We start from the raw sequence: 15,849 nt of genomic DNA on the forward strand, positions 1-15,849 counted from the left end.
GATAGTGTAGCATTTGCTATGTGAAAGTAGGACATTACCAGGCTTCAAATTGTAGAGAGCCCGACTAGAAATAGTCGGGCTTTTTTACGTCTGAAGAAAAGTGAAATGTGCGCAATTAATACACACTCACAGCAACACCCATCTCGTAGGCCGGGCGAGCGTAGCGACTCCCGACACAAAGAGAGTGTAGCATTTCACTGTGACTCTCCACCGCTGTGGGCACTACGACATCCTACTGCGTAGCGCACCGACTTCAAATTGTAGAGAGCCCGACTAGAAATAGTCGGGCTTTTTTACGTCTGAAGAAAAGTGAAATGCGCGCAATTAACACCCACTCATATCGCGACACAAAGATAGTTTAGCATTTTACTGTAGCTCTCCACCGCTGTGGGCACTACGACATCCTACTGCGTAGCGCACCGACTTCAAATTGTAGAGAGCCCGACTAGAAATAGTCGGGCTTTTTTACGTCTGCAGAAAAGTGAAATGCGCGCAATTAACACACATTCACATCAACACCATCACGTAGGTCGGGTGAGCTTAGAGACTCCTGAAGTTAATTTAATCTTTTTTATTTTTTATAAAAGCTAATTACTCTCATTTCCTTAGATAACAAATTTAATTTTGCTTTGTTACTGTCTTTGATTTAGGATCAAATCAGTTTAAAACCAAGAACTAACAGCCTGTGTATAGATTATTAATTAGCGCCATATCCATTTTATTTTGTTTTTCTGTGTCGGCAGTTGAAGTAACTGATCTATATCAAGATATTTTAAAAGTGGATGACAAAACACGAGATACTCGATTAGCTGCGAGTCGAAAAGCTTTGCTTAATGTTTTAGTGAAAGTAAGCGGTGATGAAACTGCGGATCAAAATAAGTTAGCGCAGCAACGTACTAAAGATATTTCTGATTATATGCTTAAGTTTGAATATGACGAGAGAGCAAATGGACAATTGAAACTCGTTGTAAAATTTGAAGCTCGAAAGATCAACGCGCTAATCAAAGAGTTAAACTTACCTTTATGGGGAGTACAACGTCCATTAGTCGCAATATGGTTAGGTATTGAAGACAATTGGCGCAGAGAATTAGTAACACAAGAAAGTTACCCGCAATTAGAGCAGTTAATTTATGACAAAGCAGGGCGTCGTGGTTTACCTGTCGTTGTTCCATTACTTGATTTACAAGATCGACGTCTAGTAGGTATTCCTGAGGTATGGGGTAACTTTTCTGAACCAGTAGAAGAGGCCTCTAGACGCTACAGTGCTGAGCGAAGTATTACAGCAAGAATGTATAAAGAAGCTGATAGCGAAAATTGGATTTTAGATTGGCGTTTTACTAATGATGATCAATTTGATTCAAATAGATTAACGGGCGATAAGCAGCAAATAGTGAGTCAAATGATTGATACCTTAGCACGAGGTCTTGCAAGCGAGTATGCAATTGACCCAAATGCTTATTATGAACAAGCAACTGCTACGCTCACGCTAAAAGGCACACAAAGTTTTGTTGATATAGAATTAGCGAAACGAAGATTATTGAGCCTAAGTGTTGTTACGCAAGTCAAAATTGTTCGTAAAACACCGGAATTTGTTGAATTTAAATTAAATCATACTGGTAACTTGAGTGATCTTAAAAAAGGGTTAGGGCTAGACTCTTCATTTAAAGATTATGAGGATCCACGCGCATTTTATCATGTTGTTGATAAAAATAGCTTAGAGTATCAATGGGTAACACCATAATGCTAATGTCTGAGCCGATGCAAATGGCACTACCGGTTACTTTACCGGATGACGAAACATTTGCATCGTATTTTGGGGGAGAAGACTCTTTGGAGGTTAATCACCTAAAAGATAGCTTTTCCAAATTAGCAAAAACGTTTCAGTATACATACCTATGTGGTTTAGGTGATTCGGGCAAGTCTCATCTTTTATATGCAACCTGCATAAAAGCACAAGAGCGTGGCTTATCTAATATGTTGCTGTCTATGCGCGAAGTAATTGACTTTGGACCTATGGTATTAGACGGTTTAGAAGCACTTGATGTTCTATGTATTGATGACGTGCATTTAGTTGCAGGGAATGATGCGTGGGAAAAAGCACTATTTAACTTTTTTAACCGATTTAACGAACCCGGTAAAATGTTAGTAGTAACTGCTGATTTACTTCCTAGCATGCTCAATATATCTCTGCCTGATTTAGAGTCTCGTTTAACGTGGGGAACAACCTTTCAAATTCGTTCTATGAGTGATGACGATAAAGCACAAGCACTTGTTAAGCGCGCTCACATGCGCGGCCTTGAATTAAGTGATGAGTGTGCACGCTTTTTATTAACCCGTTTAAGCCGTGATATGCGAGCTTTATTAGATGTACTCGACAAATTAGATCATGCATCTATGGCTGCACAGCGAAAATTAACTATTCCTTTTATAAAATCAACGTTAAAGCTGTAGTAGGTCTAGAATCTAGACCCTGCTTTCAGTTATCATAAGCTATTATCAGAGCGTGTTTACCTTTCCTGATTGGAATTTGTTTAATTTAAGTGGGCTTTAATCGCGTCGTGAGGACATTAGCATAGTTTTTATATGCAATACCCGAACAACAAAGAGAGTAGCCACAAGATAAACACTTCGAACAACACGTGTTTGGTCTTTATTTAGGGTTATTGCATGACTTATGTAGGAAACTACAGCCGAATGCTTAACCTTATTTAATAGCCAACCACACAGTTGAGAAGCAATCTTGAAAGGCCAACACGCTCTTAAGCAATCACCTTCTGTGAAAGATCAGGTATCGAATGAACTTAGAAAATATATTAGCGCAAGCACTTGAGGCGGTAGCCAGTGCCAGTGAAATAGCGCAGTTAGAAGATATCAGGGTTAATTACCTTGGTAAAAAAGGCGAAATCACTAGCTTACTTAAAACGTTAGGTAAAATAGCACCTGAAGAACGTAAAGAAGCAGGCCAAGTTATAAACCAAGCTAAACAGGATGTGCAAGCTGCTATTAACGAAAAGCGTGAATTGCTTGCAAGTAAAGCACTTGAAGAAAAGCTAGCTGCTGAAACTATAGATGTAACTCTGCCAGGGCGTGTTATGCCTACCGGCGGTTTACACCCAGTTACGCGCACTATTGAGCGTATAGAAAGCTTTTTTGGTGAGTTAGGTTTTGAAGTTAAATCTGGTCCAGAAATCGAAGACGATTTTCATAACTTTGATGCGCTAAATATCCCTGAGCACCATCCAGCACGTGCTGATCATGATACCTTTTATTTCAATCCTAAATTAGTACTACGCACACAAACTAGTGGCGTGCAAATTCGTACTATGGAAACTGAGCAGCCACCACTGCGCATTATTTCACCTGGACGTGTATACCGTAACGATTACGACCAAACACATACACCAATGTTCCACCAGGTTGAAGGTTTAATGGTTGATACCGATGTTAGCTTTACGGAGTTAAAAGGTATTTTGCATGATTTTTTACGTAACTTCTTTGAAGAGGATATGGAAATTCGTTTCCGTCCTTCATTCTTCCCATTTACAGAACCTTCAGCTGAAGTAGATGTTATGGGTAAAGACGGTAAGTGGTTAGAAGTACTAGGCTGCGGCATGGTACATCCCAATGTACTTAAGTCTGTGGGCATTGACCCAGAAAAATACACCGGCTTTGCCTTTGGCATGGGTGTAGAGCGTTTAACAATGTTGCGCTATGGCGTAAACGATTTGCGTGCATTTTTCGAAAATGACTTAAAATTCCTGAACCAGTTCCGTTAAGAGTGAAACAATAAAATGAAATTTAGTGAAAAGTGGTTAAGAGAGTGGGTTAATCCTGCTATTGATACGCAAGCTCTTTCGGAACAGCTTTCAATGGCTGGTCTAGAAGTTGATGGTGTTGAGCCTGCTGCTGCCAAATTTAATGGCGTAGTTGTTGGTGAAGTTGTTGAATGTGGTCAACACCCTGATGCAGATAAACTTCGTGTTACCAAAATTAACGTAGGTGGCGATGAGCTACTTGATATCGTGTGTGGTGCACCAAATTGTCGTTTAGGTATTAAAGTTGCTGTTGCAACTGTGGGCGCTGTACTTCCTGGTGACTTTAAAATTAAAAAAGCCAAACTACGCGGCCAACCTTCAAACGGAATGCTATGTGCTTTTGTTGAGCTAGGTATTAGCGAAGAAGGCGACGGCATTATGGAATTGCCAAGCGATGCACCAGTAGGCACTGATTTACGTGACTACCTAGGTCTTGATGACAATATTATAGATGTTGACTTAACACCAAATCGTGGTGATTGTTTAGGTATTAAAGGCCTTGCTCGTGAAGTAGGTGTTTTAAATAGCATTGACGTAAATGTATTAGATATCCCAGCGGTTACGCCAACAATTGATGACAAAGTATCAATTGAGCTAGTTAACGAAGATGCATGTCCTCGTTACCTTGGCCGTGTGATAAAGGGCATTAACCTTGATGCTGAAACACCACTTTGGATGGTTGAAAAATTACGTCGTAGTGGCGTACGTTCTATCGATCCTGTAGTTGATGTTACTAACTATGTATTACTTGAACTTGGTCACCCAATGCACGCGTTTGATTTAAATGCGATTGAAGGTGGTATTAAAGTTCGTAGTGCAAACGCAGGCGAAGAACTTGTTTTATTAGACGGTAATACCGCTAAATTAAACGACACAACACTTGTGATAGCCGATCATAATAAAGCACTTGCAATTGCGGGTATTTTTGGTGGGGAGCAATCAGGTGTTACAGATAAAACATCTGATATATTACTTGAAAGCGCATTTTTTAATCCTGTAGCAATTGCAGGACAAGCACGTAGCTACGGTTTACACACTGATGCTTCACACCGTTATGAACGCGGTGTTGATTTTGCTCTACAACACGATGCAATGGAACGTGCAACAGCACTTCTTCTTGAAATTGTGGGGGGTCAAGCAGGTCCAGTAGTTGAAGCTGTTGCGGCTGATAAACTACCAAAAGTGACTGAAGTACGTCTTCGTCGTGCACGTTTAGACCGTGTTATTGGGCATCATATTGAAGATGCTAAAGTAACAGACATTCTTACGCGTTTAGGTCTTGATCTTAAAGTAGAAAATGAAAGCTGGAGTGCGGACGTACCAAGCTACCGTTTTGATATTCGCATCGAAGAAGATTTAATTGAAGAAGTAGCACGTGTTTACGGTTACAACAGCATTCCAAATGTTGCACCAACTGCAAAACTTAAAATGACGACACATAACGAAGCAACTATTGCGCTTAGCAAGTTCCGCAATACGTTAGTGACTCGTGGTTACCAAGAAGCAATTACGTACAGCTTTGTAGACCCTAAAGCACAAGCTATTTTACACCCAGAGTGTAAAGCAATGGTATTACCGCATCCTATTTCAATTGAAATGTCAGCAATGCGTGTAAGTTTAATGCCGGGTTTATTAGCGTCTGTAGCGTATAACCAAAATCGCCAACAGCCTCGTATTCGTTTATTCGAACATGGTCTTAAATTTATAAGCGACGAAAGTGCAGAAAATGGTGTTTACCAAGTACCGGTTATTGGCGGTGTTATTACGGGTCTTGTAAATGGCGAGCATTGGGTTGAAGAAAAACGCAATGTTGATTTTTACGATTTAAAAGGTGATGTTGAAGCCTTACTTGCAATTACCAATGACATTACTCGCTTTGAAATTAAAGCCGAGCAGTCAGATGGACTTCACCCTGGTCAATCAGCAGTAATATATGTTGATGGTAAAAAGGTTGGTTTTTTTGGTGCTTTACATCCTCAAGCTCAAAAGTCGTTAGATATCAACAACGCAACTTTTGTTTTTGAAATTGAAATGTCAGCAATAGAAAAAAGAAATTTACCGCAAGCCGAAGGGGTGTCTAAATTCCCTTCAAATCGCCGCGACATCGCGATTTTAGTGGCAGACAGCGTTAAATCTGGCGACATTTTAAGCGTGATCGAAAAAGTTGGCGGAAATCAATTGGTTGACCTAAACTTATTCGATGTGTATAAGGGCAAAGGTATTGAGCCAAATTATAAGAGTTTGGCGATTGCTCTAACACTGCAAGCGGTTGATAGAACACTCGAAGAGAAAGATATCAATCTAGTAGTTGATAACGTGGTGGCCGAATTGGCCGAACAGTTTAATGCATCGTTGAGGGACTAGATATGGCGCTTACTAAAGCCGACATAGCTGAACACCTATTTGAAAAGCTCGGGATCAATAAAAAAGATGCCAAAGATTTAGTTGAAGCGTTTTTTGAAGAAATCCGCTCAGCGCTAGAAAAAGGCGAGCAGGTTAAGCTCTCTGGATTTGGTAACTTTGATCTTCGAGACAAAAAAGAAAGACCAGGCCGCAACCCGAAAACAGGCGAAGATATTCCTATTTCGGCACGTCGCGTGGTGACTTTTCGACCAGGTCAAAAGCTTAAAACCCGCGTAGAAGTGGGCACAAGCAAAGCAAAATAAAAAAAGGCAGCGTAAGCTGCCTTTTTATTTGCCTGAATAACCTAGTTATTAAATTATACCAACCTGCATAAATCTTTGATCAATTTAACGAATTAAATAACACTATAACGTCGTTAAAATATTTTTATCTAGAACAACTAGATACAAAATTTTTGCCTAGTTCTAGCGTAATTTCCTTAACGTTAAATAGACCCCATACATAAGCAGATTGGTATTAGGTTATTTTTGCGATTATAAATTAAAACTCTCGAGGAGATACAAAATCACCTGCCATTATTTGCTGAAATGTTTGCTCTGCAAGTACATCTAGGCTATCTAAGCTTTTACCATTTGCGACTAATTTCTGCTCAATTTCAAATACATCAATATTTTCAATCCCCGACATTTGCGCTACTTTAGAAAATATATATGCGTGCTTAAACTTATCATGTTTATAAAAAAGACTAATAAGTGATGTATACACTTCCGGATTCGGTATGTTGTCTTTTTTATTGAGCTCTAGAGTTTTATAAAGTAAATCAATGGTTTTTTCATCATCAAATTTAATATAGTACGATGCTAAAAAAAATTGCATTTCGGCACTTTGCGTTACACTTTTATCATTTTCTATAGCCAATAATTTAGTCAACGCACTTTGGTTGTTATTTCGTGACCATTGGTAGTAGAGCAAACCTGGGTGGTTTGTATTTTGGGTATCTTGATATAACCGAGTCATTTCTTTAATACTCGTTAATTGACCATCAATACGTGACGTTTTTTTAGCTTTTAACTTAATATGTTCAATTTTAGCGGCCAAAGTTATGCATTGGTTATAAGATTCAAAGTCCTTGAGTAATTGGTATTTATTTTCATCAGTAGGGTCTTTGTATTCTATGTAGCGTTTGATAATTACATCAGAACGCTCATCCTTGCAGTGACTGTCTTTGTTTAAGTCGCTACAAAAACCAGGTGTTTCTTTGCACACTTGTGCGAGTGTTAACGGCTCTTCACACCCTGCCAATGTTAGCAAACCCAATAGTACACTTGCTTTTTTAAGCATTCCTTAACCCCAAATGAATATTTACTTTGTTATTCTAACGCAATCATTTAACGCCTAACAGTAGAGAATAACTTCAGTTTAAATTAGAATAGCCCTGCCTGAAGTGCATTACTCTCAAAATATAGTGCATTTTTAAAGGCTATCCGTTCAAAATGATAAACTTAGGTAAATAAAATGACCTCATCTCACGAGTTAGAATACACAAATAGTTGGCAAGAGCGCCAAGATTACGCAGAAAGCATGCAACCAATCATTGGTAAGCTTTACCGTAATCGTGGTATCGAAATCGCTGTATATGGCCGTCCTCTCGTAAATGCCAGTACTATCGATATTATCAAATCTCACAAAACCGTTGCTCAGTTTGAAGGCACTAAATTACGTTTGCGCGAAAGCTTCCCATTTTTAGAAGCTATCAGCAAAATGGAATTAAACTCAGCACGTATTGATATTGGTAAGCTTGCATATAGTTATTTGTTCACTGAAGCCGCAAAAGGTCGTTCAGTAGAAGAGTTTGTAAAAGATGAACTTGCAGAAATAACAGACTCACCAGCGAAAGAGCCACGCGATGTAGTATTGTATGGTTTTGGTCGTATCGGTCGTTTATTAGCGCGCTTATTAATTGAAAAATCAGGTCCATATTCAGATTTACGTTTGCGCGCTATTGTTGTGCGTGGTGGTAAAGATGGGGATCTTGAAAAGCGTGCAAGCTTACTGCGTCGTGATTCAATTCATGGTCCATTTAATGGCTCAATCACGATTGATAAAGAGCGCAATGCAATTAAAGCTAACGGTAGCTACATTCAAGTTATTTACGCTAACTCTCCTAGCGAAATTGATTACACTCAATACGGTATCGACAATGCATTAATTGTTGATAACACCGGTATTTGGAAAGACGAAGCGGGCCTTGGCCAGCACCTAGAGTGTAAGGGCGCTGCAAAAGTATTATTAACAGCTCCTGCAAAAGGCAATATCAAAAACATCGTATATGGTGTTAATAACAAAGATATATTACCTGAAGATAAAATTGTTTGTGCAGCAAGCTGTACAACCAATGCAATTACACCAACGCTTAAAGCATTAAACGATAAGTTTGGTATCAATAATGGCCATGTTGAAACTGTACACTCGTACACGAACGATCAAAACCTTATTGATAACTACCACAAAGCAGAGCGCCGTGGCCGTGCCGCAGCACTTAATATGGTAATTACTGAAACAGGTGCTGCAAAAGCGGTTTCAAAAGCATTACCAGAGCTTGAAGGCAAGTTAACAGGTAACGCAATCCGCGTACCTACACCTAATGTGTCGCTAGCTATTTTAAATCTTAACTTAGCAACAAGCACATCAGTTGAAGAGCTAAACGCATTTTTACGCGATACAGCACTTCATTCAGACTTACGTGATCAAATTGATTACACTGCATCAACGGAAATTGTATCTACCGATTTAGTAGGTAGCCGTTACGCAGGTGTTGTTGATTCACAAGCAACAATTGTTGAAGATAACCGTATTGTTTTATATGTATGGTACGACAATGAGTTTGGTTACAGCTGCCAAGTAGTTCGTTGTATGCGCGATATGGCCGAAGTGTCATTCCCAAGCTTACCTCGCTAATTTATTTGCAGTGACTTAAAAGCCAGCATGTTGCTGGCTTTTTTGGTCGTGTATTATTTTTAAAGCGTATGCCTTGTGATAGGCTTTAATTAAGAAGATGCACATTCGTTTTACTATTTATAAAATAATGTCAGTTCTGTGAATTAATAAGCAGATAAACTTATTCAACCTAAAGGTTTTTTCATGAAAATCAGCAGCAATTTCGACAGTGGTAATATCAAAGTTATTGAAGCCACCGATCCTTTAAATATTCAATTAGAAATTAATAAAGATCACCAGTCTGAATTTTATCAGTGGTTTCACTTTCGTCTTGAAACAACACCTTACCAATTGCATAAGTTAAATATTAATGAGCTTGATAAATCAGCTTACCCAGATGGTTGGGAAGGGTACCAAGCCGTTGCATCATATGACCGCCAAACATGGTTTCGTGTACCATCAAGCTATGAAAATGGCACATTAAGCTTTGAAATTGAACCAGAGTGCGGCAGCGTATATTTTGCTTACTTTGCGCCATACAGTTACGACCGCCATTTAGATTTATTATCTTGGGCACAAAGCCAAGGCGCTTGCCAATTAATAACGCTTGGTGAAACACTCGATGGCCGCGATATGAGTGTGCTTAAAATTGGTGAGCCAAGTGAAGACAAGAAAACCATTTGGATCACAGCACGTCAACACCCAGGTGAAACAATGGCGCAGTGGTATGTTGAAGGTCTACTGCACAAACTTCTTGATGACGAAGACCCACATGCAGCTGCGCTTCTATCAAAAGCAGTTTTTTACGTTGTGCCTAATATGAATCCAGACGGTAGCGCACGCGGACATCTTCGTACTAACGCTAAAGGTGTTAACTTAAACCGTGAATGGCAAACACCAAGCATGGAAAATAGCCCTGAGGTTTACTTAGTGCTTAATAAAATGCGCGAAGCTGGCTTAGATATGCACTTAGACATACACGGCGATGAAGCTATCCCATATAACTTTGTGGCAGGCAGTGAAGGTATTCCAAGTTACGATGAACGCTTAAAAGGCTTAGAAGATAGCTTTAAAGCTGCGCTTTTAACTATTACACCTGAGTTTCAAGATGAGCATGGCTATCCAAAAGATGAGCCAGGTCAAGCTAACCTAACGGTAGGTTCATCAGCTACGGCTGAAGAATTCAAAGCATTAACGTACACAATTGAAATGCCATTTAAAGACAACAACGATTTACCTGATCCAGATTACGGCTGGTCAGATCGTCGTTCGTATCAATTTGGTCAAGATACATTAGCGGCTATTGTTAATGTTGTTGATGATTTAAGATAAAACGTTTATCTAAAAGGGTATCAATAGTTTTGATACCCTTTTTGCTTTTAATAAAACCCTTTGTATAAAAAATAATAATCATATAGCAGCTTTATTCTTAAAACGTTTTCAACGCTTCTTCGCTGCGTATCATCACCGTATCGGTACAAATCAATCTACTTTCATTTAAATACTACAGATGTAGTGCCTTTCGCCAAGCGTGTAATTATATATTTTGAAAATTAAGTGTTAACAAAGTTAGGTTACTTAAGTTAAGATTAATTAAATCATGAGTCGGGACGGGAGAGGTAAAACCTTATTTCGTAAAGCTTATGTAGCGTAGTAGCTAAAGCAGAGTCTCGTAATTAAAAATAATAAATATAACTATAGAGGATATCCATGGAAGCTTTTGTAAGTGCTGTTAATGATGTTGTTTGGAGTAATGCACTCATCTATTTATGCCTAGGCGCAGGCTTGTTTTATTCAGTATTAACTCGATTTGCTCAAGTTAGACATTTTAAAGAAATGTGTAAGTTATTATTTAGTCCTAACACGTCTGATAAAGGTATCTCATCTTTTCAAGCCCTTGCAGTATCGTTGTCTGGACGAGTAGGCGTTGGTAATATCGCTGGCGTTGCTNGCCGCTATCGGCTTTGGTGGGCCAGGCGCAATTTTTTGGATGTGGGTTGTTGCATTTTTAGGTGCAAGCACTGCATACGCAGAGTCTACTTTAGGCCAAATTTATAAAACAGAAGAAGATGGGCAATACCGTGGTGGCCCAGCGTACTATTTTGACCGTTGTTTAGGGCAAAAGTGGCTAGCTGTTTTATTTGCTGTTTCGGCGATTATTGCCTGTGGTGTTTTTCTACCTGGTGTACAAGCAAATGCAGTAGGTAATGCGTTTACCCAAGTGTTTGGCAGTGGCAACATGGTTACTACTAGCTTTGGTGACGTAGGTAGCTTTAAGTTAGTCGCTTTAGCAATCATCCTTATTGTTTTAGCGTTTATTATTTTTGGCGGTATAAAGCGTATTGCAAACTTTACGCAAGTAGTAGTGCCATTTATGGCACTGGGTTACATAGTACTGGCATTAATCGTGGTATTTTTAAATTTAGATAAAGTAGCTGATATATTCTATTTAATTATTAGTGATGCATTTACTGCACAGGCTGGTTTTGGTGCCGCTATTGGTTGGGGCGTAAAGCGTGGTATATATTCTAATGAAGCTGGCCAAGGTAGTGGGCCTCATGCTGCAGCCGCTGCAGAGGTTGATCACCCAGCTCAACAGGGTTTAGTACAAGCTTTTTCGGTTTATGTTGATACCATTTTTGTGTGTACTGCAACAGCATTAATGATTTTAATAACGCAGCAATATAATGTTGTGGGTGATTTACCAGCAGGACAGTTTATTGTACAAAATGTCGATGCAGCGACTGAAGTAGGCTCAGCAGCCTTTACTCAAATGGCTTTATTTAGTGTATTTGGCAGCTTTGGACAAGCATTTGTCGGTATTGCATTATTCTTCTTTGCCTTTACCACAATACTTGCTTATTACTTCATTGCAGAGACAAATATTGCTTACTTAAATCGTTACTTTAAAGGCAATATCCCGCTTGTCCTTGTGAAATTTGTGATTATGTTCATGGTTGCATACGGTATGGTTAATAATTCAGGTTATATCTGGACTATTGGAGATATTGGCGTTGGCTTAATGGCTTGGATTAACATATTGGGTATTTTAGCTATTTTCTTTGTAGCTAAGCCAGCTTTGTTATGTTTGAGCGATTATGAGGATCAGAAGAAAAAAGGCGGAAAAATCACATTTGACCCAGTTAAATTAGGGATTAAAAACGCCTCGTTTTGGGAAAAGCGTTTAGAGAAACAGTCAAAAGACGCTGAGTAATTAAACTTAGTAGGCAACTTAGAAAATTATAGCTCCTAAATCAGTTGTTGGTTTGAATTCAAAAAAGACAACGAGAAATAAAACAAGTACAATAAAGGCGCCGAAAGGCGCTTTTTTTATGCGTAGTATGGAGAGAAGTATGGCGATTATTCGTTGCCCAAAATGTGCAAAATCAATTTCAGATAAACATAAGCAATGTCCGCATTGCGAAAGCAACATTGCAGAGCTAAACGACGAGCAAGTTTTACAACTTCAGCGCGAACAGCGAATTAAAAAAAAGCAGATGTTTATAAATCACTCCTTTTTGGCGCTTATCTTATTTTTAGGTGGTTTTTTCTGCTTGTACTTTTTACAACCGCAAGAAGAAACACTTCAGTGGTATGCTTACACTGCCGCAATAGGCATAGGCTGTATCTGGTACCTTATAAATCGTATTATTTTAGTGACTCTAAAAAAGAAAAAATGACATGAACATCGACAATCTTGTACAAAATATTACTCCCGAATTATTCGAACGCTTACAATACGGTGCTTCTACTGGCAAGTGGCCAGACGGTACCGTTTTATCAGATGAACAAAAGCAACAAACAGTGCAGTTGGTTATGTTGTATCAAGCAAAGGTGGCTCAATCAAACGAGCAATTTACGATTGGTGCTAATGGTGAAATGATCCAAAAGACAAAAGCTCAACTACAAAAAGAATTCAAATCAGACAACGAAATAGCTAGGTTTAGTGAACATGATCTTTAAGCACCTTTTTACACCTAAGTGGAAACACCCAAAGCAACAAGTACGTCTTGATGCTATCGAAAAATTAGACATTGAACGTGATGCAACCATATTAAACACGTTAGCACTTGAAGATAGCTCAGCTGAAATTCGCCGTAAAGCGCTGCAAAAGGTAAACAATTTGCCGCTATGGTGGAAAGCGTATAAACAAGATCAAGCATTAAAAGATATAGCAGAGCTGCAAATATCTAATGCTGTTTTAAATAGCGAAAGTACATTAACAGCGCAAATCAAAAGTGAATACATAGAGCGTTTTGCACCTGTTAAAACACTCGAAAAGTTAGCATTTGCAGAAAAAGAACTGCAAGTACGCGTTAAATTATTAAAACGTTTAGCAAACCCAAAATTAGTAGAAAAAGCATTTAAAGAAGGTAGCGAAGAGCTACAAACTCAGTTAGTTGAACTTGTTATTACCCATCAATTAATTAAGCCATTAGTAAAACATGCAAAAGGTGATGCAAAAGCAGCACTTGAAACGCATATTGAAAATGAGCGTTTAGCAATTGAAATGCCACTTCAGGTTGAAAGTGCAACACGTGTTATTTTAGCTAAGTTAAATGCTTTACGTGAAAAAACAGATTTTGGTGTTGTAAATTCACAAGCCGGCGAATTAATGGCCCAGTGGCAAGCACTTGAGCTCAAATGGTTAAGTGATGAACGTGTAAAGCTGCTTGATGAAAAATATATTTCTATTACTACTAAGTTAGATGCACACATTGAACAGCTAAAAGCAGTACATGACAAAGAGCAGCAGCAATTAGCGCAACAACAGCGTCAATTATTAGCACTTGCAACACTTGAAGCTTTGGGTGAAGAAATTGAAAATGCCTTACAGCTTGGTCTTGAAACTCCAGAGCAAATTCAACAAGATTGGCTTGATGCAAAAGTAGCGCAAGCTAAGCAAGCTATTAGCGAAACAGAACTTGCTAATAATGCACAATCAAAACTCGCTGTAAGCAAGTTAGAAAAACTATTTACTCAAGTTGCTAAATTACCCGAGCTAACAACTGCTATTAAAGAGTACAAACTCGCTTTTGCAGCATTATGCGAAATTAAGCCAGCAGAAGATTTAGCACAATACGATGCAACTCTAACTGAATTTAATAATGGCTTTAAAGCAGCGCGTAATCATTTGAATGTTTTAGATGGCGCACTGCAAAGTACCTTTAAAACACAGTTAAATGGGCATAAAAAGCAATTTTTAGCACCAATGAATGAGCTAGTTAAGCCACTTGAAAAAAACCAAAGCCAAGCAAAGCGCAAAGCTCGTGATGTTAAGCGCCTAATCGAAGAAGGTCGTTTTAATGTTGCTTTTGGCGTGTTTAAAGGCTTTGAAGAGTTATTTAATACACTTACTGAGCAATATCAGCAGCCACTTGTAAACATAAAAGCAGACCTTGAAGCGCAACTTGCAGATGCGAAAGATTGGCAAAAATACGCTGCAGCACCAAAGCGTAAAGCTTTATTAGAAGAAGTAAGTGCATTAGTAAGCGAAGAGTGTACAGACCCACAACAACGCGCAGAGCAAGTAAAAGCGCTACGTAAACGTTGGAATGAGTTAGGTCGTTTAGACACAGATGAAGAAAAGCTACAAGGTGTGCAGTTTGATGAACAAATCGAGTTGTTATTTGAGCCTTGCCGTAGTTACTTCGCAGAGCAAGAAGTGCAACGCGAAGCATCAAAAGCACAGCGTGAAAGTATTATTAACGACATGCATGCGCTCCATTTACAGCCAACTGCTGAGGATGATTTTGATTGGAAACAATATGAAAGCCAATATAATCGTTTAAATAAAGCGTGGCGCAGTGTGGGTAAAGTTGACCCTAAAACATACCGTACACTAAACGATCGTTATAAAAATGAGCAACAACAAGTACTGGCTTTATTAAACGCATTTCATAAAAGTAATGCAGCACTTAAAAATGAGTTAGTAGAAAAAGCGCAGCAATTATCACAAAGCGATGATTTAGCCGCTGCCTGCCAAGAGTTGAAGCAAATGCAGCAGCAATGGCAAACCATTGGCTTTGCTGGTTTAAAAGCTGAAAATGCGTTATGGCAAAAGTTTCGTCAGTATAACGATGAAACATTTACTAAGCGTAGTAGTGAGTTTGAGCAGCAAAAACTCGAGCAAAACGAGTCAGATAAACAAGCAATTGCAGAGCTTGCAGAGCTTGAAGCAGCACTTAGTGATGTTAATCAAAGAGCGCAGTTGCACGACCTAGAAACAAAAGTGAAAGGGTACACGCAATTTAGATCGTTAGCGCCAAAGGTTACTAAACTATTAGCTGCTATTGACGATAAACTTGCATTGCTTACAAGCAAATCAGAGCAAGCTAATCTAGATGCGTTAATTACAGCACTTGAAAACAATGAAGCGTTACCAAGTCAGTATCAAGCACCGCTTAAAACAGCATTAAATACAGATCAACTTATTACGCGCATGGAAATATTAGCGAACGTAAGTTCAACTGATAAGTCACTTAGAATGGCAGAACAAGTAGCCATGTTAGATGACAAACATCGTGGCGAACATGCTGATTTAAACTATTATTTAAAACAGTTATTAGCGCTCAGTGCTGGTTCAGTTGAACCTGACACACTAACGCGACTTAAAGCGACACTTGCAGCTTAATGCACTAGAACCAGCACAATATGTGCTGGTTACTATTTTAATAAGCCGCTTTAATAGCGGCTTTTTTATGTACCACTAATTTATAAACAAAAGGGTTCT

At 38.9% G+C, this 15,849-nt stretch carries 11 protein-coding genes and 1 pseudogene; 11 read left to right on the forward strand and 1 reads right to left on the reverse strand.

Going from position 1 to position 15,849, the window contains the following annotated elements; translation table 11 throughout:
* Positions 1-685: 685 nt before the first annotated feature.
* The 5 genes from L652_RS0116665 (at position 686) to ihfA (ending at position 6,481) form a co-directional block, all read left to right on the forward strand.
* Positions 686-1,741, forward strand: coding sequence for a DUF2066 domain-containing protein (locus tag L652_RS0116665; RefSeq protein ID WP_024596168.1), 1,056 nt, complete (start codon positions 686-688; stop codon positions 1,739-1,741).
* Positions 1,741-2,451, forward strand: coding sequence for a DnaA regulatory inactivator Hda (hda, locus tag L652_RS0116670; protein ID WP_002960693.1), 711 nt, complete (start codon positions 1,741-1,743; stop codon positions 2,449-2,451). Before L652_RS0116665 ends, hda begins: the two co-directional genes overlap by 1 nt.
* A 344-nt stretch (positions 2,452-2,795) precedes the next feature.
* Positions 2,796-3,776 carry a phenylalanine--tRNA ligase subunit alpha gene (gene pheS / locus L652_RS0116675; protein ID WP_002960692.1) on the forward strand — a complete coding sequence of 327 codons (981 nt, stop codon included), beginning with the start codon at positions 2,796-2,798 and terminating at the stop codon, positions 3,774-3,776.
* Positions 3,777-3,791: 15 nt separating this feature from the next.
* Positions 3,792-6,179 (forward strand): phenylalanine--tRNA ligase subunit beta, encoded by a 2,388-nt coding sequence (gene pheT, locus L652_RS0116680; RefSeq protein ID WP_024596169.1) that lies wholly within the window; start codon positions 3,792-3,794, stop codon positions 6,177-6,179.
* Between the two features lie 2 nt (positions 6,180-6,181).
* Positions 6,182-6,481 carry an integration host factor subunit alpha gene (gene ihfA, locus L652_RS0116685; RefSeq protein WP_002960690.1) on the forward strand — a complete coding sequence of 100 codons (300 nt, stop codon included), beginning with the start codon at positions 6,182-6,184 and terminating at the stop codon, positions 6,479-6,481.
* 238 nt (positions 6,482-6,719) lie between these two features.
* On the opposite strand, the gene L652_RS0116690 is transcribed toward ihfA, so the two are convergent.
* Positions 6,720-7,520, reverse strand: a complete 801-nt coding sequence (locus L652_RS0116690; RefSeq protein WP_024596170.1) for a DUF2989 domain-containing protein — start codon at positions 7,518-7,520, stop codon at positions 6,720-6,722.
* 174 nt (positions 7,521-7,694) lie between these two features.
* Between L652_RS0116690 and L652_RS0116695 the strand changes: the two genes are divergently transcribed.
* The 6 genes and pseudogenes from L652_RS0116695 to L652_RS0116725 all read left to right on the forward strand — a co-directional run bounded on the left by L652_RS0116695 (position 7,695) and on the right by L652_RS0116725 (position 15,750).
* Complete coding sequence (locus tag L652_RS0116695; RefSeq protein ID WP_002960684.1) at positions 7,695-9,137, forward strand: glyceraldehyde-3-phosphate dehydrogenase; 1,443 nt, start codon at positions 7,695-7,697, stop codon at positions 9,135-9,137.
* A gap of 183 nt (positions 9,138-9,320) precedes the next feature.
* Entirely contained in the window at positions 9,321-10,448 is a 1,128-nt protein-coding gene (locus L652_RS0116700) for a M14-type cytosolic carboxypeptidase (RefSeq protein ID WP_002960683.1), read from the forward strand.
* Positions 10,449-10,826: 378 nt separating this feature from the next.
* Positions 10,827-12,330, forward strand: a pseudogene (locus L652_RS01000000124010) (alanine/glycine:cation symporter family protein).
* Between the two features lie 139 nt (positions 12,331-12,469).
* Positions 12,470-12,796, forward strand: a complete 327-nt coding sequence (locus L652_RS0116715) for a hypothetical protein (RefSeq protein WP_002960680.1) — start codon at positions 12,470-12,472, stop codon at positions 12,794-12,796.
* 1 nt (position 12,797) lies between these two features.
* Positions 12,798-13,079, forward strand: a complete 282-nt coding sequence (locus L652_RS0116720; RefSeq protein WP_007378333.1) for a DUF1315 family protein — start codon at positions 12,798-12,800, stop codon at positions 13,077-13,079.
* Positions 13,069-15,750, forward strand: coding sequence for a DUF349 domain-containing protein (locus L652_RS0116725; protein ID WP_024594670.1), 2,682 nt, complete (start codon positions 13,069-13,071; stop codon positions 15,748-15,750). Before L652_RS0116720 ends, L652_RS0116725 begins: the two co-directional genes overlap by 11 nt.
* The last annotated feature ends 99 nt before the right edge of the window (positions 15,751-15,849 follow it).

This window comes from Pseudoalteromonas sp. TB25 (assembly GCF_000497995.1).
Taxonomy (GTDB): domain Bacteria; phylum Pseudomonadota; class Gammaproteobacteria; order Enterobacterales; family Alteromonadaceae; genus Pseudoalteromonas; species Pseudoalteromonas distincta.

Coding starts and splice junctions, on each gene's coding strand:
- hda (WP_002960693.1), top strand. CDS start 1,741: ATGCTAATGTCTGAGCCGATGCAAATGGCACTACCGGTTACTTTACCG.
- pheS (WP_002960692.1), top strand. CDS start 2,796: ATGAACTTAGAAAATATATTAGCGCAAGCACTTGAGGCGGTAGCCAGT.
- pheT (WP_024596169.1), top strand. CDS start 3,792: ATGAAATTTAGTGAAAAGTGGTTAAGAGAGTGGGTTAATCCTGCTATT.
- ihfA (WP_002960690.1), top strand. CDS start 6,182: ATGGCGCTTACTAAAGCCGACATAGCTGAACACCTATTTGAAAAGCTC.
- L652_RS0116690 (WP_024596170.1), bottom strand. CDS start 7,520: ATGCTTAAAAAAGCAAGTGTACTATTGGGTTTGCTAACATTGGCAGGG.
- L652_RS0116695 (WP_002960684.1), top strand. CDS start 7,695: ATGACCTCATCTCACGAGTTAGAATACACAAATAGTTGGCAAGAGCGC.
- L652_RS0116700 (WP_002960683.1), top strand. CDS start 9,321: ATGAAAATCAGCAGCAATTTCGACAGTGGTAATATCAAAGTTATTGAA.
- L652_RS0116715 (WP_002960680.1), top strand. CDS start 12,470: ATGGCGATTATTCGTTGCCCAAAATGTGCAAAATCAATTTCAGATAAA.
- L652_RS0116720 (WP_007378333.1), top strand. CDS start 12,798: ATGAACATCGACAATCTTGTACAAAATATTACTCCCGAATTATTCGAA.
- L652_RS0116725 (WP_024594670.1), top strand. CDS start 13,069: ATGATCTTTAAGCACCTTTTTACACCTAAGTGGAAACACCCAAAGCAA.